The 23655-nt window shown below is 71.5% G+C and carries 13 protein-coding genes; 1 reads left to right on the forward strand and 12 read right to left on the reverse strand.

Going from position 1 to position 23655, the window contains the following annotated elements; translation table 11 throughout:
- The 10 genes from C1I92_RS22925 to C1I92_RS22970 all read right to left on the reverse strand — a co-directional run.
- Positions 1 to 976 (reverse strand): transposase (locus C1I92_RS22925; protein WP_199521504.1); only part of this gene is annotated, 976 nt, incomplete at its 3' end.
- 378 nt (positions 977 to 1354) lie between these two features.
- Positions 1355 to 2119 (reverse strand): hypothetical protein, encoded by a 765-nt coding sequence (locus tag C1I92_RS33975; RefSeq protein WP_158564240.1) that lies wholly within the window; start codon positions 2117 to 2119, stop codon positions 1355 to 1357.
- Positions 2120 to 2211: 92 nt separating this feature from the next.
- Positions 2212 to 6885, reverse strand: coding sequence for a ThuA domain-containing protein (locus C1I92_RS22935; protein ID WP_199521505.1), 4674 nt, complete (start codon positions 6883 to 6885; stop codon positions 2212 to 2214).
- 132 nt (positions 6886 to 7017) lie between these two features.
- On the reverse strand, positions 7018 to 12696 hold the full coding sequence (locus tag C1I92_RS22940) for a ThuA domain-containing protein (RefSeq protein ID WP_158564241.1): 5679 nt from the start codon (positions 12694 to 12696) through the stop codon (positions 7018 to 7020).
- 162 nt (positions 12697 to 12858) lie between these two features.
- Positions 12859 to 13722, reverse strand: a complete 864-nt coding sequence (locus C1I92_RS22945; protein WP_111256979.1) for a sugar phosphate isomerase/epimerase family protein — start codon at positions 13720 to 13722, stop codon at positions 12859 to 12861.
- A gap of 82 nt (positions 13723 to 13804) precedes the next feature.
- Positions 13805 to 15037, reverse strand: a complete 1233-nt coding sequence (locus C1I92_RS22950; RefSeq protein ID WP_111256980.1) for a substrate-binding domain-containing protein — start codon at positions 15035 to 15037, stop codon at positions 13805 to 13807.
- A 29-nt stretch (positions 15038 to 15066) separates the two neighbouring features.
- Positions 15067 to 16116 (reverse strand): ABC transporter permease, encoded by a 1050-nt coding sequence (locus tag C1I92_RS22955; protein WP_111256981.1) that lies wholly within the window; start codon positions 16114 to 16116, stop codon positions 15067 to 15069.
- Complete coding sequence (locus C1I92_RS22960) at positions 16113 to 17213, reverse strand: ABC transporter permease (RefSeq protein WP_111256982.1); 1101 nt, start codon at positions 17211 to 17213, stop codon at positions 16113 to 16115. Before C1I92_RS22960 ends, C1I92_RS22955 begins: the two co-directional genes overlap by 4 nt.
- A complete protein-coding gene (locus C1I92_RS22965; RefSeq protein ID WP_111256983.1) occupies positions 17210 to 18721 on the reverse strand; it encodes a sugar ABC transporter ATP-binding protein in 1512 nt (503 codons plus the stop codon). The genes C1I92_RS22960 and C1I92_RS22965 overlap by 4 nt, the downstream gene beginning before the upstream one ends.
- Complete coding sequence (locus tag C1I92_RS22970; protein ID WP_111256984.1) at positions 18718 to 19857, reverse strand: Gfo/Idh/MocA family protein; 1140 nt, start codon at positions 19855 to 19857, stop codon at positions 18718 to 18720. Before C1I92_RS22970 ends, C1I92_RS22965 begins: the two co-directional genes overlap by 4 nt.
- Before the next feature lie 174 nt (positions 19858 to 20031).
- Between C1I92_RS22970 and C1I92_RS22975 the strand changes: the two genes are divergently transcribed.
- Positions 20032 to 21207 (forward strand): ROK family transcriptional regulator, encoded by a 1176-nt coding sequence (locus C1I92_RS22975; protein ID WP_111256985.1) that lies wholly within the window; start codon positions 20032 to 20034, stop codon positions 21205 to 21207.
- Between the two features lie 218 nt (positions 21208 to 21425).
- Here C1I92_RS22975 and C1I92_RS22980 read toward each other — a convergent pair whose 3' ends face one another.
- Both C1I92_RS22980 and C1I92_RS22985 read right to left on the reverse strand, forming a co-directional pair.
- A complete protein-coding gene (locus C1I92_RS22980; RefSeq protein WP_111256986.1) occupies positions 21426 to 22073 on the reverse strand; it encodes an FMN reductase in 648 nt (215 codons plus the stop codon).
- Positions 22070 to 23218, reverse strand: a complete 1149-nt coding sequence (locus C1I92_RS22985; protein WP_111256987.1) for an LLM class flavin-dependent oxidoreductase — start codon at positions 23216 to 23218, stop codon at positions 22070 to 22072. The genes C1I92_RS22980 and C1I92_RS22985 overlap by 4 nt, the downstream gene beginning before the upstream one ends.
- Positions 23219 to 23655: the final 437 nt, after the last annotated feature.

Raw genomic sequence — 23655 nt, forward strand, 5'->3', positions numbered from 1 at the left:
AGGTGGGAGGATGCTCGGCGGTGGCCAGAGCATCCTGGTAGGCCTGACGCAGTTGGGCGACCCGGGGGTGCTCGTGCGGTGCCGCGGCCGGGGTGCCGGGCAGCCGGTGCCCCCGCCCGGCCGCGGCGGTGGCCTTGACCTGGTAGGCGTCCCAGCGGGCCTGGGCGCGGGCGTGTTCACGTTCCCACCGGGCCCGCGCCACCGCCACCGGATCCGCGGCCTTGGGCGCCTTGCCCGCCCGGGCCCGCCCGGCCGGGTCGCCGGCCTGGGCGACGTACTGCGCCGCCGCGGACCGTTCGGCCTCGTTCTGCTCGGACTCGGCGGCCTTGCGTCGTTGAATCTCCTCCAGCGCCTGATCGATCCGCTGGGCGCGGCGGGTGCGATCGGTCAGGTCCTCAGGCAACTCATCCCCGCGGGCGTCGGGTCCAAACAGTTGATCTTCGGCGTCGTCGGTGGCCGCGGCCTTCCCCAGATACTGCTGGGCGAGCTTGCGCAGGTGCGCCTCGCCCCGGTTCGCGCTCATCGACGCGTTCGCGGCGATCTTGGTGCCGTCGAAGGCCACCGTTCCGAGCCGGACCATGCCCAGTTCCGCGGCCAGCAGCAACGACGCGGTCAACAACTGTTCCAACGCGGCCTCGTGGTCACGGCGGAACCGCGCCAGCACCGTGTGATCAGGCGTATCGCCGGCGCAGATGATCCGGAACGCCACATCCGTGCCGCACAGCCGTTCGATCTGCCGCGACGAGGACACCCCGTGCGCCATCGCATACACGAACAACGTGAGCAGCATGTCCGGGTCATAACCCCGCCGGCCCACCGACCCAAGCTTCGCCTTGCCGTGGAACGCGGTCGTGTCGATCCGGTCCACCGCGGCGATCACGAACCACACCAAATGATCAACGGGCAGCCAGTCCGTCATCGACGGCGGCAACAGAAACGCCTGGTCACGATCCACCGACCGGTACCCCTTCGCCATGACCGGCACCCTCTCAAACCATGATCAACCAGGCCAGACGCCACACCGAGCCAAAACGCAACAGGCTCCATAGCACCCAAAAAGGTTGATGATCATGGGAATCCGCAGCGGGCCGGGGAGGCCGGCGAACCCGAAGCACCCGCCAACCCGACGCCCGGTGCCCCACCGGGGCGTCGCCACACTCCCCCCGTCCCCCTGATAGCTGCCCGTTCTTGGCCGGGACGACGCGGGTCAAGTACGGCGGCCCCAACCACGACACGACAGCAACCAGCAAGAGCCGCCGGACTTGAGGCGCGTCGGCCCGGCTAAGAAAATGGGCAGCAGGGGGACGGCCAACTGCAGCACAACGGCCAACGGTCGCAGCCCCTTGACGCCAACTCAGGTGTGGTTCTCGTGATCCTCCTGCGAGGGCTCGAAGCCGACCCCACCGTGCGGATCGACCTGCTCGCCGGGGCGACTCGGAAGCGTGATGTGGACGTGGCCGTTGCCGGCGTCGATGTTCAGCACATCCAGCTGCGTCGCCGCGACCGACCACGCCGCCACCGCCTGGTCGCGCAGCCGGCCGGCCAGCTCCAGCAACCGGTCCCGCTCCGCACCGTCCGGCGCGGCCACCGCACCCTCGTACGCCGTCGCCGCCGAGCCCAGCAGGTCGATGGCCAGCAGTAGCCCGTTCCGGGTGGTGTTGAACTCCGTCGAACCGGAGGGCGCGTCGCCGAAGGTGCCGATGGCGGCGCCGACGGCGGTGTGCCAGGAGGCTGGATCCGCGCCGGCGACGGGGCCGACGGGTGGGGCGCCGGAGGGCACGACGGCGTGGAGGCCGGCGATGACGCTGAGCAGTCCGGCGTGCGCGGCGGTGGCCTGCTCGGTCAGCTGGCCGACCAGCTCGGTCTGGTTCGCCTCTTCCTGAGCCTCCAGCTCGGCCACGCGGTCGGCCAGCGGGTCGTCGTCGTCGCCCCCGCCGGTGAGGACGAGGGTGGCGAGCACGATGTTGAGCGCGGCGAGGGCCGCCGCGACGGCGATCCAGAAGGCCCGGCGCCGGGGCGGGGACTCCTGCCCCGGCGCCGGGGACGAGGACCGGCCGGCACCGGTCCCCCGTCCGCCGCGCGCGCTCGGTCTCCGTGATTCGTCGCGTCGGTTCGCCACGCTCGCAGGACGTTGAGCTTGCACGGTGACGTCTCCTCTCTGTGACGGTGACCGGGCCGGCGGAGGGGTGCCGGCCCGGTCACCGCGGATGGTTACAGGCGGGCCCGCAGGGCCTCGCCCATCCGGATCAACTCGGCCCGAACCGCCTCATCCTGGACGCCTTCTGCCACGGCACGATAACGGTCCAGCGACCGCTCCGCCTGCGCGGCCTGACCGTCGTCGGCCAGCCTCGACGCCATGGAGAGGTGCTGCAGCAGCAACCGCTGCTGCTGCCGGTTCAGCACGCCCCGGTCGTAGTGATCCGTGACGAGCTGCGTCGCCGACGCGAACGTGAACTCCTGGATGCGGACGTTCCGGAAGAACACGTCGTCGCCGTTGCCGTGGTTCTGGATGCCGACGAAGCTCGGCTGGTTCATCCGGTTCGGGTCGGTGTCGGTGTAGTCGTTGATCTTCACGCCGTTCAGGAAGACCTGGATGCGGTCGCCCTGCACGACGATCTCGTAGGCGTTCCATTCGCCCGGCGGGTTCAGCGCCGCGTCACGTGCGGCGACGTCGGCCGACCGGAACGCGTAGACGGCGCCGGTGGTGCGGTCCGGCGCGTCGGTCGCGTCGATCTGGATCTCGTGGCCCTGGTTCACCGCGAGCCACGGGTCGGTGCCGGGGTCCTGGAACCCGACGAAGACGCCGGAGTTGTCGTCGCCCGGCATCATCCAGTCCAGCTTCAGCGAGTAGTCGGTGAAGGCCTGGTCGTACCAGTAGAGCCCCAGCCCGCCGTACGAGACCAGCTCGCAGTCGGCGTGCAGGAACCCGCCCGGCCCGGCCATCCGCCACGCCGCCAGGCTGTCCGCCGTCCCGTCGAACAGGCTCTGGTAGCCAGCCCCCGGGTCGGTGGGGTCGCACTGGACGGCGGGGTCGTCGCCGAAGGAGAACTGCTCGAACGTCGCGGGCTGGCCGTTGCCGTTGAACGCCGCCAGTCCGATCCGCGGCGACGGCAGCCCCGACGCCGGGCGCGGCCGGCCGAACGCGGTCCACTCCTCGCCGTCCGCCGACCAGAACGCGGTCAGCGTCGCGCCGTTGCTGACGATCTTGACGTGCGCGTTCTCGTTGATGCCGGCCGGCAGCGGGCCGGACCGGTCCAGCGCCGCGTCGAACACTGCCTGACCGCCCTGGTTGAGACCGAACTCGAACCGCCAGCCGACCCCCGGGATGTTGATGAGGACGGCCTTGGCGAAGTTCTGGTCGCCGGAGTGGACGATCAGCCCGGCCTGCTCGTAGTCGCCGCCGGCCGGGAGCGCCAGCTGGGTCGACGCCTCGTAGCCGGCCGCCGGGTCGGCGATCGGCTGCAGGACGACGTTGGCGGCGGTCGTGGTGCCGCCGAACATGTCACCCTCGAGCGCGTCGATGCGCAGCTTCCCGTCCGCGACGCCCATCTCGGCCGCGTTCGGCCGCAGGATCGTCGTCCACCGGCAGCGGTCCAGCGACGTGCCGTCGAACTCGTCGTTCGGGTCGACCTCGGCGCCCGGGTCCGCGCACGCGGCCGGGGACGAGCTGAACGTGAACGCGTCGATGTCCATCAGCCCGCCGCCGCTGCCCTGGAACACCAGGTACAGCGGGCCCGTGCCCGTGCCGGTGTCGGTCACCGGGACGGGTTCGAGGTCGACGTAGTTGTCCGGGCTGCCGGTGTGCGGCACCTGGACGGTCGCCGCGATCGGGCCGTCGGGCGCGCCCGTCCGCAGCTCGACGGTGCCGCCGGCGCCGCCCGCCGACACCCGCAGCTGCACCGAGCGAGCGCCGGCCAGGTTATACGGCTCGAACGCGATCCAGTCGCCGGGCTCGATGTAGCCGACCCGGGCGCCGCCCTCGGCGCCGCCGTGGCTGACCACCTGGATGCCGTTCTGCGCCGAGAAGTGCTCGGCCTGACGGTGCCGCGGCTGCAGCTCCAGCTCGGCGGTGCCGGTGACCGGGACGGTGTCCGGCGACGGCGGCGTGTCGGTGTACTCGGCCAGCAGCAGCCCGAAGATGTTGTCGTCGGTGCCGTGCGAGCCGTCGGTGCCCGTGGAGATCGTCCCGGAGCAGCCGTTGACCGATTCACCGCCGTGCGTGTGCTGGTCGTGCCCGAGCGCGAACGTCACCTCGACGTCGGAGCAGTCCACCGGCTGACCGTCCGGGTCGGTGACGCTGACCTCGAACGCGATGTCCTCGCCGAACGTGAACAGCCCGCCGTTGGGCGGCGACTCGAACTCGATCACCGGCGCGGTGTTGCCGACGACGACGTGCGCCGTCGCCACGCCGGTCAGCCCGGACGAGTCGGTGACGGTGAGCGTCGCGGTGTACTCGCCGTTCGCGGTATACGTGAACGACGCGTCCGGCTCGGTCGAGTCGACCGTCCCGTCGGTCGTGAAGTCCCACGCGTAGGAGAGGACGTCACCGGGGTCCGGGTCGGACGAGCCCTCGGAGGTGAACGCGACGGTGAGCGGCGCCAGGCCGGACGTCGGCGTCGCGGTGGCGATGGCCGACGGCGAGCGGGTGCCGGCCACGTAGTCGATGCGGTAGAGCGCGGAGTTCTCGTCGCCGTTGAAGAACCCGGTGCCGTAGTCGAGCACGTAGAGCGAGCCCTCCGGGCCGAACTCCAGGTCCATGAGCTGCGTGTTCGTCATGAAGTCGGAGAACGCGCCGATGTGCAGCGGCCCGCCGGTCTCGGAGTCGACCGACATGTTCTTGATCCACTGCCGGCCGAACTCGTAGGCGAAGAACTGCCCGTCGTAGTACTCGGGGAACTTGGTGTCCGACTCCAGCGCCGGGTCGTACCGGTACACCGGGCCGGCCATCGGCGACTCGCTGCCGCTGCCCAGCTCCGGCACCGAGCCGCCGTCGTACGGCAGCCAGGCCGGCTGCGCGGGCGGCACCGTCGGCAGGCCGGTGTTCAGCGCGGAGTCGTTCGCGGGACCACCGGCACAGTCGAACTTCGCGCCGACGGGGTCCTGCGTGCCGTCGTTGGGGTCCTGCTGCCCGGTGTTCGGGTCGATCCCGTAATAGGAGGTGAAGTCGCGGTCGGCGTAGGTCTCGGCCGCGGTGTTGCGGCCGGTGCAGTACGGCCAGCCGAAGTTGCCCGCCTCGGTGACCCGGTTGAACTCGACCTGCCCGCCGGGGCCGTACTGGTTCGGGCCGCCGGAGTCCGGGCCGTAGTCGCCGACCCACACGTCGCCGGTCTCCTGGTCGACGCTGATCCGGAACGGGTTGCGGAAGCCCATCGCGTAGATCTCCGGCCGGGTGCGGTCGGTGCCGGGCGCGAACAGGTTGCCGTCAGGGATCGTGTACGACCCGTCGTCCTGGACGGTGATCCGCAGGATCTTGCCGCGCAGGTCGTTCGTGTTGCCCGACGTGCGACGGGCGTCGAACTGCGGCGCCCGCGTCGGCCGGTCGTCGATCGGCGCGTAGCCGTTGGACTCGAACGGGTCGGTGTCGTCGCCGGTGGACAGGTAGAGGTTGCCGTCGGCGTCGAAGTCGATCTCGCCGCCGTGGTGGCAACAGTTGCCGCGGTCCTGCGGGACCTGCAGGATCACCTGCTCCGACGCCGGGTCCAGCACGCCGTCGGCGAACCTGAACCGGGACAGGTTGTTGTGGCCCTCGTAGGCCTCCCAGACCGACGGGTCCAGGCTGGAGTGCGCGACCTCGCCCGGCGGCGTGCTCAGCGGCGGCGAGTAGTAGAGGTACACCCAGCCGTTGGTGGCGAAGTCCGGGTCGACGGCGATGCCCTGCATGCCGTCCTCGCGGAAGTCGTACACCGGGATGTCCGCCGCCAGCGACGTCTGCCCGGCGGCGGCGGTGTAGAAGACCCGGCCGTCGCGCGACGTGTGCAGCGCGCCGCCGTCGGGCAGCACGGCGACGCCCATCGGCTCGCCCATCTCCTCCGGCCCGCGGGCCAGCGTGACCTGGTCGAAGTTCTCGGTGACGGTGGCGCCGCAGTCGGCGTCGACGGAGCCCGCGGCGGTCTCGATGCCGCCGGCCAGGTGCTCGCGGAACGCCGCGTCGGCGTAGGACTCCTGGGTGTGGCCGCCGCCGGTGTACCAGGACCGGCCGCCCTCGTAGTCCTGACACCAGGCGATCGGGTGGTCCGCGCCCATGACGTCGCCGGTGTAGCTGTCCGCGTCCAGCGACGCCAGCACGTGCACGTCGCCGCGCGGGTTGGTGCGGTAGTCGTACCACTCGTCGGTGCGCTCCCACGTGTCCGGGAGGTGCTGCGTCGACGGGTGGACGCGGTCCTCGGTGACGACGGTGGCCGGCTGGATCTGCGGGTGCGACTGGAAGTACGCGCCGACCAGGCCGCCGTACCAGGCCCAGTCGTACTCGGTGTCGGCGGCCGCGTGGACGCCGGCGTAGCCGCCGCCGTCGGCGATGTAGCCCTCGAACGCGGCCTGCTGCTCGTCATTCAGCACGTCGCCGGTGGTGGACAGCCAGACGACGACGTCGTACTGGGCGAGGTTGCCGGCGGTGAACGCGGCCGCGTCCTCCGTCGCCGTCACCTCCCAGCCGCGGGCGGCGCCGAGCTCCTCGATGGCGGCGATGCCGGCCGGGATGGAGTCGTGCCGGAATCCGGCGGTCTTGCTGAACACGAGGACGTGGGTGCCCTCCTCGTGCATCGGCGTGATGACGGGCTCGGCGGCGGCCGGGGCGGTCGTCGCGGCGAGCGGCAGCAGCAGCGCTCCGGCCGCGGCGAGCGCCGCCGATCTGAGCAGGGGTCGTGGGCTTCTCGTATGGCGTGGCAACGGTGCCTCCTCGAACGACGAACGTGCGCCCCTGTCCCCCCGCTCCACTCTCGGCCCGAGTGGTGATGCTGGGTTCGGGTGCCGGGCGGCGGTGACGATGACCACCGCCGCCCGGCACGTCTCAGCGAGTGATCACAGCTGAGCCCGCAGCGCGTCGGCGTACGCCAGCAGCCAGCCGCGCGCGGTCTCGTCCGTCACCCCCTCCGCCAGCGCCTCGAACCGGTCCAGCGAGATCGCAGCGCCCGACGTCCCGGCCAGCCGCTGCGCGTTGGCCAGATGCGTCGACATCTGGGTCGCCACCGACCGCTGCACCGTGCCGTCGGCCCGGTACCGCTGCACCAGCGCCTTCGCGCCGTCGAACGTGGCGACGACCGCGAACGCGACCGTCGTCTCCGCGGCGTTGCCCGCCTCGTCGACGGCCGTGGCGACCAGCGTGTGCGCGCCCAGCTGCGGCGTGACGGTCGACGGGTTCTGCACCGCCGCGCCGTCCAGCGTGAGCGACACCGCGACGTCGCCGGACACGTCGTCCGTCGCCGCGGCGCTCAGCGCCAGCCCCGTGGCCAGGTCGTAGCTGCCGCCGTCGGCGACACCCTCGACCGTGATCACCGGCGGGGTGGTGTCCGGCTGCTCCGTCGTGACGCGGAAGTAGTCGAACGCCACCGTGACCGGCTGGGTCTGCTGCGGGCCGATCGCCATCAGGCCGAACGAGGTGAGCTCGGCGTCGTTGGTGACCGGGTCGCCCAGCGAGGTCCAGTTGACCCCGCCGTCGCTGATCTCCGCGGCGTAGGTGTCACCGCTCCTCGTCAGCCGGAGGTAGAACCAGCCGCTCTCGCTGGTCTCCGGGATGTCGATGCTGCGGTTGCCGCCGTTGCCGAACTGGCCGCCCTTCTCCGAGACGATCTCGGCCCGGAGGTTGGTGGCCGCGCCGGCGGTGTTGTTCGCGACGACGTCGAACTTCACGTAGTCGTCGTCGCCGCCGTAGACGAGAAGGCCGGCCAGCTGCCACTGGTGCAGCATCGTCGGCGTCAGCCGCGTCTCGACGGTCCACTCCTCGCCCTCCGGCAGCTGCTGGAGGATGAAGTTGCGCGGATCCTCGTTGGCCGGCCCGTTGATGTCGCCCGGCTGGGTCTGGATCCGCAGCTGCCCGTCGGCGACGGACACCTTGGACGAGTCGTAGCGGACCACGGCGTCCCAGCGGCAGCCGTCGATGGCGGTGCCGTCGAACTCGTCCGAGGGCTCCCGCTCGCCGTTGTCCTCGACGTCCGGCGTGATGGTGAAGTGGTCGAACACCGCGTTCACCGAGTGCGCCGCCGTGTCGCCGGCCGCCATCAGGCCGATGGTCGAGCCGTCGATCACCTGCGCCGCGCCGGGCAACGCCGTCCACGTCGTCCCGTCGGCCGAGTACGCGGCGGTCACCTGGGTGCCGTCGCTGATCAGCCGCAGGTGCGCCGTCGCCGGGAAGTCCGCCGGCAGCGTGACGTTGGCGTGCCAGGTGCGGGTGCCGGCGGCCTCGGTCTGGAACTCGAGGATCCGGCTGCCCGAGCTGGTGCGGGTGAACGCCAGCTTGACGTAGTCGTCGTCGGTGCCGTGCATCAGCAGGCCGGCGTGCTGCCACTCGCGGGTGTGCGGCACCGAGACCTCGGTCTCGACGGTCCACGCACCGTCGCGGGTGGGCTGGCCGACGTAGCTGATCGGGCCGCCGACGCCCTCGTTGATGTCGCCGTTGGTGATCGGCAGCACGAGACCGCCGCCGGCGACGCTCACCGGCAGGCCGTCGGCGTTGCGCACCGTCGTCCACCGGCTCTCGTCCAGCGTGTCGCCGTCGAACTGGTCGGTCCCGGTGACGAGACAGACCGGCGGGTCCTCCGGGTCCGGACCGCCGCCGGGTAGCCCGTCCACGAGCGTGAAGTCGGTGAACACCGCCGTCGTGCGCGCGGTGCCGCTGTGCGCGGTGACCGCCAGGCCGATGTCCTGGACTCCCGCTCCGCCGGGCAGCGTGACCGGCTCGCCCACCTGGGTGAACGTCTCGCCGTCGTTGCTCCAGTACGACGTGTACTGGTCGCCGTCGCGGACGATCCGCACCCACGCCGGGTAGCCGTGCTGACCGGCGCTCGTGCTGGCGTCGAGCTGGCCGTTGCCGTCGCTGTCGCGCAGCCACTCGTAGGCGAGCCCCGCCCGCATCGCCATCGCCGCGTAGCCCGGCGAGACGCCCGGCTGGGTGACGTCGTTGCGGACGATCAGGCCGGCCTTCGCCGAGGCGTTGGAGTTGGTCTGGCTGACCACCTTGGCCGTCGCCGTCCACTGGTCGCCGGTGGCGCCGGCCGCACCCGGCAGGTAGACGGCGCTGTACTCGTCCGTCCCCTGCCACATGTTGCCGCCACCGGACTCGATCACCCAGGTGTTGTTGTCCGGACGGTCGAAGGCGCCGTTCGCGTTGGCGTGCGAGTAGGTGAGCCAGTCGCCGAACAGGTCGCCGATCTCCACCTGGACGATCCGCGACGTCGTCGTGGCGCCGTTGTCGTTGGTGGCGACGGCGGTCAGCCGGTAGCGCTGCTCCTCCGTCACCGTCCACGTCGCCTCGTACGGCGCTGACGTGTCGACGCCGATGGACTCGTCGCCGACGAAGAACTCGACCTGCGTGATCGTGTTCTCCGCGTCGCTGGCGTCGGCCGTGACCCGGACCTCGCCGAGCTCCAGCTCGTCGGCCGGCGTCGGCGCGGTGATCGCCACCTCCGGCTTCGTCGTCGTGGCCGCACCCTTGCCGTCGGCCTCGATGAAGTTGAGCCGCCGCTCGCCGGCGCCCGGGAAGACCGCGTAGAGCGTGAAGCTCTCGCCCGGGTCGTCGACCTCGACGCGCACGTCGGCGTAGGCAGCCCCCGTCGCCGGGACCTGGCCGGTGCCCAGCAGCGGGCCGTCCGGCGCGTCCCGGCGCAGCTCGATCGGCCCGCCCGCCGCGGACGACGCCCGCAGCACGAGCGCGTCGACGTTGAGCAGGTTGACCGGGTCGAACGACGCCCACGCGCCGTCCTGGCCGGCGATCGCGGTGCCGTGCCCCTCGACGTCGCGCGACGGGCCCGTGGTGACGCCCTCGGCGTCGTCGTGGAACTCGGCCTCGCGCTGCCGCGGGAACAGCAGCGTCGTGTCTTCGCCGGCCAGCGCCGGGATGCCGCCGGCGCCGCCGCCGTCGGTGTAACGGGCGTTGAAGATGTAGAAGACGTTCATGTCCTCGCTGTGCCCGCCGCCCAGCGCCGTCTGCACCTGCCCCGTTCGCCCGCTGAACGAGTCGCCCGGGTGCGGGTGCTCGTCGTGGCCGAGAGCCGGCTGGATGATGACGTTCTCGTCGGCGATCTCGGTGTCCTCGACGTCGGTCACCTCGACGTCCCATGCGACGGTGTCGCCGAAGTCGAAGAACGCGCCGTCCGGTGGCAGGTCGAACTCCACCTCGGGCCGGGTGTTGCCGACGGTGATCGGCACCGTGGTCGTGCCGGTCTTGCCGGCCGCGTCGGTCACCGTGAGGCGGGCGTTGTAGACGCCGTTCTCGGTGTAGGTGAACGACGCCTGCGGCTCGGTCGAGTCGACGGTGCCATCGTCGGTGTAGTCCCACGCGTACGTGAGGGCCTCACCCTCCGGGTCCGTGCTGCCGGAGCCGTCCAGCTGGACCGCCAGCGGCGCGTGGCCGGAGTCGGGCGTCGCCGTCACCTGCGCCACCGGCGAGCGCGAGCCCGAGATGTAGTCGACGCGGTACAGGCCCGAGTTCGGGTTGTCGCGGCCGAAGCCGCCGCCCCAGTCGAGCACGTACATCGAGCCCTCGGGACCGAACTTGGAGTCGATGGGCGCCATCCACTGCTCGCTCGGCGGCGGCAGGAACGGGTTCACCTTCTCGACGTCGCCGGTCTGCTCGTTCAGGTCGATCGAGTAGAGCCGGTTCTTCGCCCACTCGTAGAAGAACGGCTTGCCGTCGTAGTACTCCGGGAACTTGGTGTCGGACTCCAGCTCCGGGTCGTACTGGTAGAACGGGCCGCCCATGGGCGCGAGACCGCCGCCGGCCGGGATGATCCCCGGCACCGAGGACGTGTCGTAGCCGTACCACATCTCCGGCGCCTGCACCGGCGGCAGCTCGGTCAGGCCGGTGTTGCGGACGGAGTCGTTGACCGGGTTGTCGCAGTCGAACGGCGCGCCGATGGTGACCGGGTTCGTCCTGTAGTCGACGTCCAGGTACGGCTCGTTCGGGCCGATGCACATCGGCCAGCCGTAGTTGCCCGGCTCCTTGATGAGGTTCCACTCGACCATGCCGGCCGGGCCACGGGTCGCGCTGTCGCTGCCGTTGTCCGGGCCGTAGTCGGCCAGGCCCACCCAGCCGGTCTCCGGGTCGACGGAGAACCGGAACGGGTTGCGGAAGCCCATCGCGTAGATCTCCGGGCGGGTCTTCTCCGTCCCCGGCGGGAACAGGTTGCCCTCGGGGATCGTGTAGCTGCCGTCCGGCTGCGGGGTGATCCGCAGCAGCTTGCCGCGCAGGTCGTTGGTGTTCGCCGACGTCGCGCGCGCGTCGTGGAACGTCCCCTCGCGCTCGGACAGCGGAGCGTAGCCGCCCGACGGCTCCGAGTGCGGGTTGACGTCGTCGCCGACGGACAGGAACAGGTTCCCGTCCGGGCCGAACGCCAGGCCGCCGCCGGTGTGGCCGGGCTCGTCGGGCAGCCGGCGGGCCGGCACCTCGAGGACGACGACCTCCGACGCGGGGTCGATCTGCGAGTTCGGGCCGACGGTGTACCGCGACAGCGTACTGATGAAGTTCGCCGGGTCGGAGTCGTTCGCGCTGGCCTTGGAGTGGTAGACGAACAGGTGGCCGTTGGTCTCGAAGTCCGGGTCCAGCGCGATGCCGAGCAGGCCGTCCTCACCGCCGGAGTAGACCGGGACGGTGATCGCCGTCGACGTGGTCTGGGTGGCCGGGTCGTAGACGCGGATCTGCCCGCGCACCAGCTCGGTGAAGAAGACGCGGCCGTCGGGTGCGACGTCGATGGCGAACGGCGCGCTGGTGTTCTGGTCCAGCGGCACCTTCTCGTACTGGTCCCACACGGTGCCGCCGCAGTCGCCCTCGGCCACGCCCGCGGCGTACTGCACGCCGCCGACGATGTGCTGGACGAAGTCGGGCTCCTGCGTGTAGTGGGCGCCGAAGTGGCCCATCGCCGTCACCCAGGCGCGTCCGCCGTCGTACGGCTTGCACCACGAGATCGGGTGGTCGTAGCCCTGGGCGTTGCCGCCCGGGTCGTAGGTGGTCTCGTCCATCGTCGCCAGCACGTGCGCCGTGCCGCGGACGTTGGTGGAGAAGTTGTACCACTCGTCGGCGCGGGCCCAGCGCTGCGGCAGGTGCGTCGTCGACGGGTGGGTGCCGTCCTCGATGCGGACGGTGCCGGGCAGGCCCGGGCTGGTGCCGGTGGCCGCGTGGCCGGGCATCAGCGAGCCGATGAGGTTGTCCCACCAGGCGTAGTTGCCGCGCATGTCAGCGGCGTTGTGGATGGCGACGATGCCGCCGCCGGCCTGCTGGTAGCGCTCCATGGCGGCCTTCTCCTCGGCCGTCCACGGGTCGCCGGACGCCTGGAACATGACCAGCGCGTCGAAGTGGGCCAGGTCCTCGTCGTTGAAGATCGACGAGTCCTCGGTGTGCTCGGAGGTGATGCCGGCGGCCTCGAACGCCGCCTGCAGCACGGGCACACCCTGCGTGATCGCCTCGGTGTGCCGGAACTGGGTGGTCTTGGTGAAGATCAGGACGTGTGCAGCCTCGCCGTGCTCACCCTCGTGAGCGGTCGACGGCACTGCGGTCAGGAGTGGTATCGCTAACACGGCGGCGAGCGCCACGGCGATGAGCCGAGCCCATCGCTGGCGTAGTGCCACGATCATCAGGGGTTCCTCCAGGGAAAGAGCGACTCTGCTACTCGAAACCCCGCGGCGTGCCGGCGCCAGCGGTTGTGCTGCTGCTCAGGAGTGCTGCGGTACCACTCCTCTCAGGAAGGCCAGGCCGTCGACGGCGATCGCGTCCTGGCTGGCGGCCAGCGGCCGCCAGATGGACGCCGCGGTGGCGATCGTCGCGTTGTCGGCGGTGAAGGACTCGATCACCAGCGGTCCGGTGTAGCCGGCGCCGTCCAGCGCCGCGAGGATCGCCGGCCAGTCGAGGTGGTCCGCTCCCGGCGCGCCGCGGTCGTTGGCGCACACCTGCACGTGCGCGATGCGGCCGGCCGCCCGGGCGATCGCGCCGGTGACGGACTGCTCCTCGATGTTCATGTGGTAGACGTCCAGCGCGAGGCCGATGCCGTCGGCCGGCAGCCCGTCGATCGCCTCCAGGGCCTGGTCGACGGTGTTGATCAGGCTGGTCTCGTACCGGTTCAGTGGCTCGACGGCGACAGTGACGCCGGCGGCGCGGGCGTGCTCGACCACCGGGCCGAGGCTGTCGCGCAGCTCGGCGTAGTGGCCGGCCCGTTCGGCCGGCGTCATCCGCCAGGTCCGCCCGACCGACGCGTACGCCGGCCCGGCGATGGCCGGCGCGCCCACCGTCGCCGCGACGTCGACCACGTGGCGCAGGTAGTCACGGGTGCGCCCGACGGTGTCCGCGTCAGTGCCGACCAGCTCGCGTCCGTCGCCCATGACCAGCGCGACGGCCGCCGTCAGCCCGTGGTCGCCGAGGACCTTCGCCGCCTGCGCCGGATCCCAGTCGCCGGGGTTCTCGACCGGCAGCTCGACGACGTCGAACCCCCAGCCGCTGATCCGCGGCGCCAGCTCGGCCAGTGCGGCGTCGGTGAGCGGCGACGTCCACACCCACGTGTTGACCCCGAAGCGTCGGGTCATCGGTCGAGGCTCCTCTCGCGGGGGTCCCGCCGGTCACCGGCACGCTGCGGCGTGCCGATGACCGGCGGGTGGTCGGGATGGGTCAGCGGTCCTGCCAGGCCGACGGGAAGCCGGGCAGGTCCTCGCCGCCGAACTTGGCGTAGTGCAGGCTCGGCATGTCGGCGTTGCGCTCGAGGAAGTCGTCGCGGTCGGCCTCGGTGATCTCGTCCTGCGGCAGGACCCACTCCGACGGGACCTGCTCACCGGCCCAGATCATGGTCGCGGCGAGGATCGGCGTGCGCCACTGGAAGTTGGAGTACACGGGCGCGACGGCGGTCATGCCGGTCTCCTGCCACTTGCGCAGGAAGCTCAGCTCGTCCTCGCCGACCATGACCGGGTAGTCCTTGCCGCTGTCCTCGAACGCCTCGATGGCCGCGACGGCGCCGTCACCGGCGTCCATCCAGATGCCATCGACGTCGCCGCGCTGGAGGTACTGCGTGACGAGGTTCTTGATCTCCGCGCCGTCGCCGCCGGTGAACTCGTCGCCGAGGATCTCCAGCTCGCTGTCGGCGAAGATCTCCTGTGCCGCCGCCCACCGGTTCTCCAGCACGTCGACGCCGGGCAGGATGCGCAGCGCCAGCACCTTGTCGCCGGGCTCCAGGTTCTCGACCAGGAACTCCGCGCCGTCGGCGCCGTAGGCGTAGCCGCCGATGGGGTGGATGAACGTCACCATGCAGTCGGTGTTGACGCCGCGGTCGAACACGATGACCGGGACGCCGCTGGCGCAGGCCGCCTCGACCGCCGGGGTGAGGGTGGCCGTCGTCGACGGCGAGATGATGATCGCGTTGCAGTCGCCGGCGTCGATGAACGCCTGGATGTCGGAGATCTGCTTGTTGTCGTCGTCCGCGGCGTCGGAGACGCGGAACTCGCCGATCAGACCCTGCTGCTGCAGCACCTCGACCTGCTGCTGCATGGTGATCCAGCCGGTGACCCGCCACGGGTTGCTGACCGAGGCGTTGGAGAAGCACAGCGTGTTGCCGTCCTGCGCGAACTCCGCGGTGTCGACGTACTCCGGCTCGATCGCCTGCAGCCACGGCGTGGCCGGGTCGCCCTCGGGCGCGATGTCACGCTGGGCGAGCTGACGGTCGTAGTCGGCGCGGACGAAGAACTCGCCGTCGGCGGTCTCCTCCTCCGGTTCCTCGCCCTCGGCGCCCGGGTCCCCGGCCGCCTCGGTCTCCTCGGGCGCCGTCGTGTCGGCCGGCTCGTCGGTGGTGCAGGCCGCGAGCATCAGGGCCGCGGCAGCCGCTGCCGCCAGTAGAGCGCGCGTAGTGCGCATCGTTCCCCCTCCTTGGGTGACGATCAAGATCAGGACTGCGTTGCAGGTTGGGTTGGGACTTCCTGGTGGTGCCGGGGACGCGCCCTCTCGCGCGCCGCGTAGGCGACGGCCGCGATGATGATCACGCCTTGGACCGCCGGCCGGATGGTCGACGGCATGCTCAGCTGGTTGAACAGGACGAACAGGGCCTCGAGGGTGAGCGCGCCGGCCATCGCCGCGACGACCGAGCCGCGGCCGCCGCCGAGGACCACACCACCGAGCACCACCGCGGTGATCGCGGTGAACTCCAGGCCCTGGCCCACCTGGGCCGTCACACCGGCGTAGCCGCCGATGAGGATCGCGGCGAGGGTCGCCGCCACGCTGGAGATGACGAACGCCAGCGTGCGCACCCGCCAGACCCGGACGCCGGAGAACCCCGCGGCGCGCTCGTTGTCGCCGGTGGCCATCAACGTGCGGCCGTACGAGCTGCGCATGACCGCCACGGCGATGACGATGATCCCGATCAGGATCAGCAGCGCGTAGGGCAGTTGCCGTACGACCGACATGTCGATGCCGCCGCGTCCGGGCTGGCGGAACGCCTCGGACAACGCGCCGGTGGGTGCGCCGCCGGTCCACAACCGGATGGCGCCGTAGAGCACCAGCATCATGCCGAGCGTCGTGATGAAGGACTGCACCTTGAGCAGCGTCGTGATCAGCCCGTTGACCAGGCCGACCAGGATGCCGAAGCCGACCATGAGCAGGATGACGGGGACGGTGCGGCCGTCCTCGCCGTCGATCAGCGCCGCGGCGATGACCACCTGCGCGCCCACCAGCGAACCGACCGACAGGTCGAACTCGCCGGAGACGATGACGAAGTACTGGCCGATGGCCAGGATCATCAGCGGCGCGGCCTGCTTGAGGAAGGCCATCAGCGATGGCGGCTCGGCGAAGCTCGGGTTCACGATGAAGATCGCCGCGAACACGACGATGAGCAGGGCGAACACGGTGGCGCTGCCGCCGCCGAAGACGCGGGCGAGCAGGTCGGCGGCGCGGGCGCCGGTGCCGCGCTGCGGCGGGGGCTGCTGCGTGGTGACGGTCATCGGGCGCCTCCCTGGCCGGCCGGGACGGGGTCGCCGGGCGCGTTGTCCGGCGGGGCGCCGGGTGGCGCGGACCCGCCGCTGCCACCGTCGCCGCCGAACCTGATCCGGCTGGCCCGGCGGTCCAGCTGCCGGCGGGCGTAGATCGCGACGGCGGCGACGATGATGGTGCCGCGCAGCACGTCCTTGAAGAACGGGTCGATCGCGAGGATGTTGAAGACGGTGTCCAGCACGGCCAGGATCAGCACGCCGGCGATGGTGCCGCCGATGCCGCCGCGGCCGCCCATGAGCAGCGTCCCGCCGAGCACCACGGCCGCGATCGACTCCAGGTCGTAGCCGGAGTTGTAGACCAGCGCACTGCCGGTGCCGAACCGGGCCGCGATCAGCAGGCCGGCGATGCCCGCGGCGACGGAGCAGAGCACGTGCGCGGTGACCAGCACCCGGCCGGTGCGGATGCCGGACAGCCGGGCGACGTCCGCGCTGCCGCCGACGGCGAACATGTGGTAGCCGGTGCGGGTCCGGCGCAGGAACAGGATGCCGGCGACCGCGACCAGCAGCATGACCAGCGTCGACACCGGCACCGGGCCGATGCGGCTGAAGCCGAACTGCTGGAACGAGCTGGGCACGTCGCCGGCCGGGCCCTGGTACTCGGTGTCCAGGTAGCCCTTGATGATGAGGCCGACGCCGAGTGTCGCGATGAACGGGTTGACCTTCAGCACCGTCACGATCAGGCCGTTGCACAGCCCGATCCCGCCGGCCACCAGCAGCACGGCGCCGATCGCCAGCGGCACCCGCGCGGGGTCGCCGTTCATCGTCGTCGCCGCGATCAGGCTGCTCAGCGCCATCACGTAGCCGACGGACAGGTCCAGCGACCGGCAAAGGATCACCAGCGTCTGGCCGATCGCGACGAACCCGAGCAGGCTGGATCGGCTCAGCATGTCGCGGATGTTGGCGATGCTGAACAGGTTCTGGTCGTCCAGCGCCACCAGCACGGCGCCGATGACGACGACCGCGGCCAGCGCCAGCCACACCAGCTCGGTGGCGCCCAGCCGGCGGCGCGTCGTCCGCCCGGTGCCGGTGACCGCGACCGCGCGGCTCATCGCTGCTCCTCGTGGCCGGTGGCCAGTGCCATCACGCTCTCCTCGCTGATGTCGCCGCTGCCAGCAGTCAGGACACCCGCGACGCGGCCGTCGCGCAGGACGACGATGCGGTCGGCCATCCCGAGCACCTCGGGCAGCTCGGACGAGATCATCAGGATCGCCACGCCCTGCGCGGACAGCTCCCGCATCAGCGTGTAGACGCGTTCCTTCGCGCCGACGTCGATGCCGCGGGTGGGCTCGTCGAGCACGATCACCTTGGGCTCGGTGGCCAGCCACTTGGCGAGCACGACCTTCTGCTGATTGCCGCCGGACAGGAACCGGACCTCCTGGCTGGCGCCGCGCGAGACCAGCTCCAGCGACGTCAGGATGCCGGGGATCCGCCGGGTGCCCTGCTTGACCCGGCCCGGCAGGACGGCGTCGAGTACGAGCCGGGCGTTCGCGGCGATGGACTGGTTGAGCACCAGGCCCTCGCCCTTGCGGTCCTCGGTGACCAGCGCCAGCCCGGCCCGCACCGCCTGTCGCGGCGTGCGCGCGGTGAGCGGGCGGCCGTCCAGCCGGACGGTGCCACGGGTGAACCGGTCGACGCCGAACAGCGCGTGCGCGATCTCGGTGCGCCCGCTGCCCTGCAGCCCGGCCAGCGCGACGATCTCGCCGCCGCGGACCTGCAGGTCGATGCCGTCGAGCTGCTCGTTCCCGCCCTGCTGGATCTCGAGGCGGACGTCGCCGGTCTCGGAGCCGGGCAGCTTGTCCGGGAAGAAGCTGGAGATCGGCCGGCCGACCATCTTGCGGACCAGCTCGTCCGACGTGATCTGGCTGGTCGGGACCGTGTCGACCAGCGAGCCGTCCTTGAGGATCGTCACGCGGTCGGACAGGTCGAAGATCTCCTTGAGCCGGTGCGAGACGTAGAGGATGGCGACGCCGCGCTCCTTCAGCTGTGCGATCAGGCGGTAGAGCAGCTCCACCTCCTCGTCGGCCAGCGCGGCGGTCGGCTCGTCCATCGAGATGATCCGCGCGTCGTAGGAGAGCGCCTTGACGATCTCGACGATCTGCTGGCCGGCCACCGACAGCGACCTGACCCTGGTCTCCGGGGTGAGCCAGGTGAGGCCGAGGTCGTCGAGCAGTGCCGCGGTGTCGGCGTTCATCCTGGCGGCGTCGACCAGCCGGTTGCGCCGCGGCTCCCGGCCGAGGAACACGTTCTCGGCGACGGTGCGCTCCGGCAGCAGGTTGAACTCCTGGAACACCGTCGAGACGCCGGCCTGCTGGGCCAGTAGCGGGTGCTCGAACCGGACCTCCTGGCCGTCCAGCTCGACGGTGCCGCCGTCGGCCTGGTAGACGCCGGCGAGGATCTTCATCAGCGTCGACTTGCCGGCGCCGTTCTCACCGATCAGAGCGTGCACCTCGCCGGCGCGCAGGTCGAGGTCGACGCCGTGCAGCACCTGGACGCCGAGGAACGACTTCTCGATCCCGCGCATCCGCAACAGCGTGGCGGTGGCGGTGCCCGTACTCATCGGGCCACCTCCACCCACTCGTGCTCGCGGGCCGACGTCATGACGGCCTCGGCCAGCCGGGCCGCGCGCAGTCCGTCGTCGAACGTGGGCAGGCCGTCGGGGACGGCGCCGGCGATGGCCTCGCCGGTGTCGGAGACGAACGCGTCGAAGCAGTCCTGGTAGCCCTGCGGGTGGCCGGCGGGCACGCGGGCGTAGCGCGCGGCCGGCGAGCTGAGCGTCTCGGGGTCGCGGACCAGCTGACTGCTGCGCTCGCGTCCGCCCCACCACAGCTGCTCGGGATTCTCCTGGTCGAACGCGAGCGAACCGCGCGACCCGGACACCTCCAGCAGCAGCCGGTTCTTCCGGCCGGCCGACACCTGGCTGACGACGACCGAGCCGATCGCTCCGGTCTCGGTGCCGAACTGGACGATCACCACGTCCTCGGTGGTGACGTCGCGCAGCGTCTCGGCGCCGCGCAGCTTGTTCACCGTCGACGCCTGTGCCGAGAGCCGGACGATCCGCTCCCCCGTCACGAACTCCATCAGGTCGCACCAGTGCGAGCCGATGTCGCCGAACGCACGGGTCGGGCCGCCCAGCTGCGGGTCGACCCGCCAGTTGTCGTCGGTCGGGTGCAGCAGCCAGTCCTGCAGGTAGCTGCCGTGGGCCAGGAAGATGCTGCCGACCTCGCCGGCGCGGACCCGCTCGCGGGCCTCGCGGACCATCGGGTGGAAGCGGTAGACGAACGGGACGGCGGCGATCCGGCCGGCCTCACGGGCGGCGGCGGTCATCGCGTGGGCGGCCTCGGTCGAGGTGGCGAGCGGCTTCTCGCAGACGACGTGCTTGCCGGCGGCCAGCGCCGCGAGCACGACCGGCTCGTGCAGGTGGTTCGGCGTGCACACGTGGACGACGTCGACGTCGGCGCTGCCGAGCAGCTCGTCGAGGGTCTCGTAGACCGCGTCCGCCTGGAGCTCGCCCTGCGCCGCCGCCGCGCGCTCCGGGGTGGAGCCGACGGCTCCGACCACCCGGCCGCCGGCCACCTGGACCGCCCGGGCGTGCACCCGGCCCATGAAGCCCGTCCCGACTATCGCCGCCCGGTAGCCGACTTCCGGGGACGAATCCGCACCGGCTGCACGGTCTGTGATCGGAGTCACTGCCATGGCAGAGGAACTTAGGGCCACTTTTGCATGCACGTCAAGCAAAAGTTGCGCGGCTGTTACCGCATGTCTGGATGTTGCGCGGGAAGAAGTCTGGTGTGTTTCACTAGTGCCATGCTCGAAGGCGTAGGCGTCACGACGTCACGACCGGCAAACGTCCAGCCAGACGGCGCCTCCATGTACTCCGCGGGGTCGCTGTTCCAGCTGCTGCGTGATGGCCGGCCGCGCACGCGCGCCGAGCTCGCCGCCGAGACCGGGCTGGCCCGTTCCACCGTCACTCAGCGGGTCGACTCCCTGCTCGCGAGCAACCTCATCGGGCCGGCCGACAAGGCCGCCTCCACCGGCGGCCGGCCGCCCACCCGGTTCGCGTTCAACCCCAACGCGCGGTATGTGCTGGCCGCCGACATCGGCGCCACGCACGCGCGGCTCGCGCTCACCGACCTCGCCGCACAGGTGCTCGCCCAGTCCGCCGACGACCTCCTCGTCGCCGCCGGTCCCGAGACGGTCCTCGACTGGATCGACCGGGTCGGCCACGACCTCATCGCCTCCGCCGGCCGCGACCCCGCCGACCTGCTCGGCGTCGGCATCGGCCTGCCCGGCCCGGTGGAGCACTCCAGCGGCCGCCCGGTCAGCCCGCCGATCATGCCCGGCTGGGACGGCTTCGACGTGCAGGGCTACCTGCAGGACCGGTTCGGCGCCGTCGCGCTCGTCGACAACGATGTGAACATCATGGCGCTCGGCGAGCACCACGTGGCCTGGAGCGATGCGCCGCACATGATGTTCGTCAAGGTCGCCACCGGCATCGGCAGCGGCCTGATCAGCGACGGGCGGCTGCACCGCGGCGCCCAGGGCGCGGCCGGCGACATGGGGCACCTCCAGTTGCCGCACGGCACCGACGTGGTCTGCCGCTGCGGCAACACCGGCTGCCTCGAGGCGGTCGCCAGCGGTGCGGCCATCGCGGCCAAGCTCGCCGCGCGGGGGACCGAGGCGAAGTCCAGCTTCGACGTCGTCGCGCTGGCGCGGGGCGGCAACATCGAGGCGCTGCAGCTGCTGCGGCAGGCCGGCCGCGACATCGGCGAGGTGCTGGCCGCCGCGGTCAGCCTCTTCAACCCGTCCGTCATCGTCATCGGCGGGTCGCTCTCCCAGGCCGGCGAGCACCTGATCGCCGGCGTCCGCGAGATCGTCTACCGGCGGTCGCTGCCGCTGGCCACCCAGGACCTGCGGATCGTGCAGTCCAGCACCGGCGACCGGGCCGGCATCATCGGCGCCGCCGTCATGGTCGTCGACCACGCGCTGGCGCCGGCGCAGGTGGACCTGCTGATGGCCTCCGCACCCGCCGCGACGGTCGGCTGACGCCGCGGTTCAATCCGTCCGCCCCCGGCGTGTGCTGCGACTGGGCCGCCTTCGTCACCTGATCATTTTTCCGTAAACGATCAGGTGACCCGAGGCCGTCGTGCGGCGTCGTTACCTCACCTGATCGTCTCCACCATGTGGACGCCAGCCGATCAGGTGACGAAGCGGCCCGATCTTCGGCGCGGTAGGTCACCTGATCATCGTCACTGGACCGGCCGTCAGCCCTCGGCGAGGAGCTGCTCGAACGGCGTCGGGACGGCGAACGGGTCGGCCGCCTCGCGGGGATCGCGGGCGGTCACCAGTTCGGCGAGCTCGCGGGCGCCGCGCTCGATCCGCCGCGTCAGCCCGGTCGGCGCGCTGCCGTCGCCGTCCTGCTCCGAGCCCCAGTCCGACGTCGCCGCGTACACCGCCGTCGGCAGGACGATCGCGTGCAGGTAGGTGAACAGCGGGCGCATCGCGTGCTCCAGGGCCAGCGAGTGCCGCTCGGTGCCGCCGGTCGCGCCGAGCAGCACCGGCATCCCCTCCAGTGCGTCGGCCTCGACGACGTCGAAGAACGTCTTGAACAGGCCGCTGTAGGAGGCGGTGAAGATCGGCGACACCGCGATCAGCCCGTCGGCCGTCGTCACCGCCTCGATCGCCCGCCCGAGCGGCTCGCTGGGAAAGCCGCTGAGCAGGTGGTTCGTCAGGTCGTGCGCGTGCTCGCGGAGCTCGACCACGCGCAGGTCGACGTCGACGTCGCGGAGGGCGAACTGCCGGTTGACGGCGTCGGCCAGCCGGTCGGCCAGCAGCCGGGTCGACGACGGCTGGCGCAGCCCCGCCGACACGACCGCGATCCGCCGCGACGTCCTCGGCGCCGGGTTCGTCATCGGGTGGCCTCCGCGTTCTCGGCCGTCCGGCCGGTGACGTCGTCCTTCGCGTGCACCGTCGTGTCGCGTGCCCCGCCGGCGGCCGCGACCAGCGACGCGTGCGTCGGCGCGTCCGGGACGTGCTCCGGCCGGCCGATCGCCATCTCGCGGCGCAGCACCGGCACGACCTCGGTCCCGAGGATCTCGATCTGCTCCAGGACGATGTCCAGCGGCAGGCCGGCGTGGTCCATGAGGAACAGCTGACGCTGGTAGTCGCCGACGTCGTGGCGCATGGCCGCGTACCGGTCGATGACCTGCTGCGGGCTGCCCACCGTCAGCGGCGTCTGGTCCATGAACTCCTCCAGCGACGGGCCGTGGCCGTACACCGGCGCGACGTCGAAGTAGGGGCGGAACTCGCGGATCGCGTCCTGCGAGTTGGGCCGCATGAACACCTGCCCGCCGAGCCCGACGATCGCGGTGTCGGCCGCGCCGTGGCCGTAGTGCTCGAAGCGGCGGCGGTAGAGCTGCACCATCTGCTTCGTGTGCGACATCGGCCAGAAGATGTTGTTGTGGAAGAATCCGTCGCCGTAGTAGGCGGCCTGCTCGGCGATCTCCGGGCTGCGGATCGAGCCGTGCCAGACGAACGGCGGCACCCCGTCCAGCGGCCGCGGCGTCGAGGTGAACCCCTGCAGCGGCGTGCGGAATCGGCCCTGCCAGTCGACGACGTCCTCTCTCCACAGGCGGTGCAGCAGCGCGTAGTTCTCCACAGCCAGCGCGATGCCGTCGCGGATGTCCTTGCCGAACCACGGGTAGACCGGGCCGGTGTTGCCGCGGCCCATCATCAGGTCCACGCGGCCGTCCGTGAGGTGCTGCAGCTTGGCGTAGTTCTCCGCGATCAGCACCGGGTCGGTCGTCGTGATCAGCGTCGTCGCGGTCGAGAGGATGATCCGCTCGGTCTGCGCGCCGATGTAGGCCAGCGTCGTGGTCGGCGCCGACGCGATGAACGGCGGGTTGTGGTGCTCACCGGTCGCGAAGACGTCCAGGCCGACCTCCTCGGCCTTCTTCGCGATCGCCACCGTCGCCTTGATGCGCTCGTGCTCGGTGGGCGTCCGCCCGGTGGTGGGATCGGTGGTCACGTCCCCCACCGTGAAGATCCCGAACTGCATCTCGCGTCACTCCCTCTCGCCGACTGTTGACGTGTCAACCAAATGTACCCGCGACAACGGGCCGGCGCGTCCTCGTATTCCAGAGTGTCACGTCGTCGCGGCCGGGCGGCAGCCCTTGGCACGCTCGCGCGCTCCACAAAGGGGACGAATCAGGCACCCCAGGTGACCACCGACGTGCCAAGCCGGCGCCCGCCGACGGTGCGCGGCCACGCCCTCGACGTCTGGTCGACGAGCGGTCGACTGTGGCGTCGACCGGTGGACCACAGCAGACGAGCCGCCGCTGCCGTACGCCGCGGCTGCGCCCTGCGGGTGTGGGTGCGCAGGGCCCAGCCGGCGCCACGACCGGGCGCCAACGCCACCACCGCCGACCACCCGGTCCGGGCCGACGGCCCGCACGGCTCGCCGCCACACCGGCAAGGACTGCGCCCCGGCCGGCT

Source organism: Jiangella anatolica (assembly GCF_003236295.1).
Lineage (GTDB): Bacteria > Actinomycetota > Actinomycetes > Jiangellales > Jiangellaceae > Jiangella > Jiangella anatolica.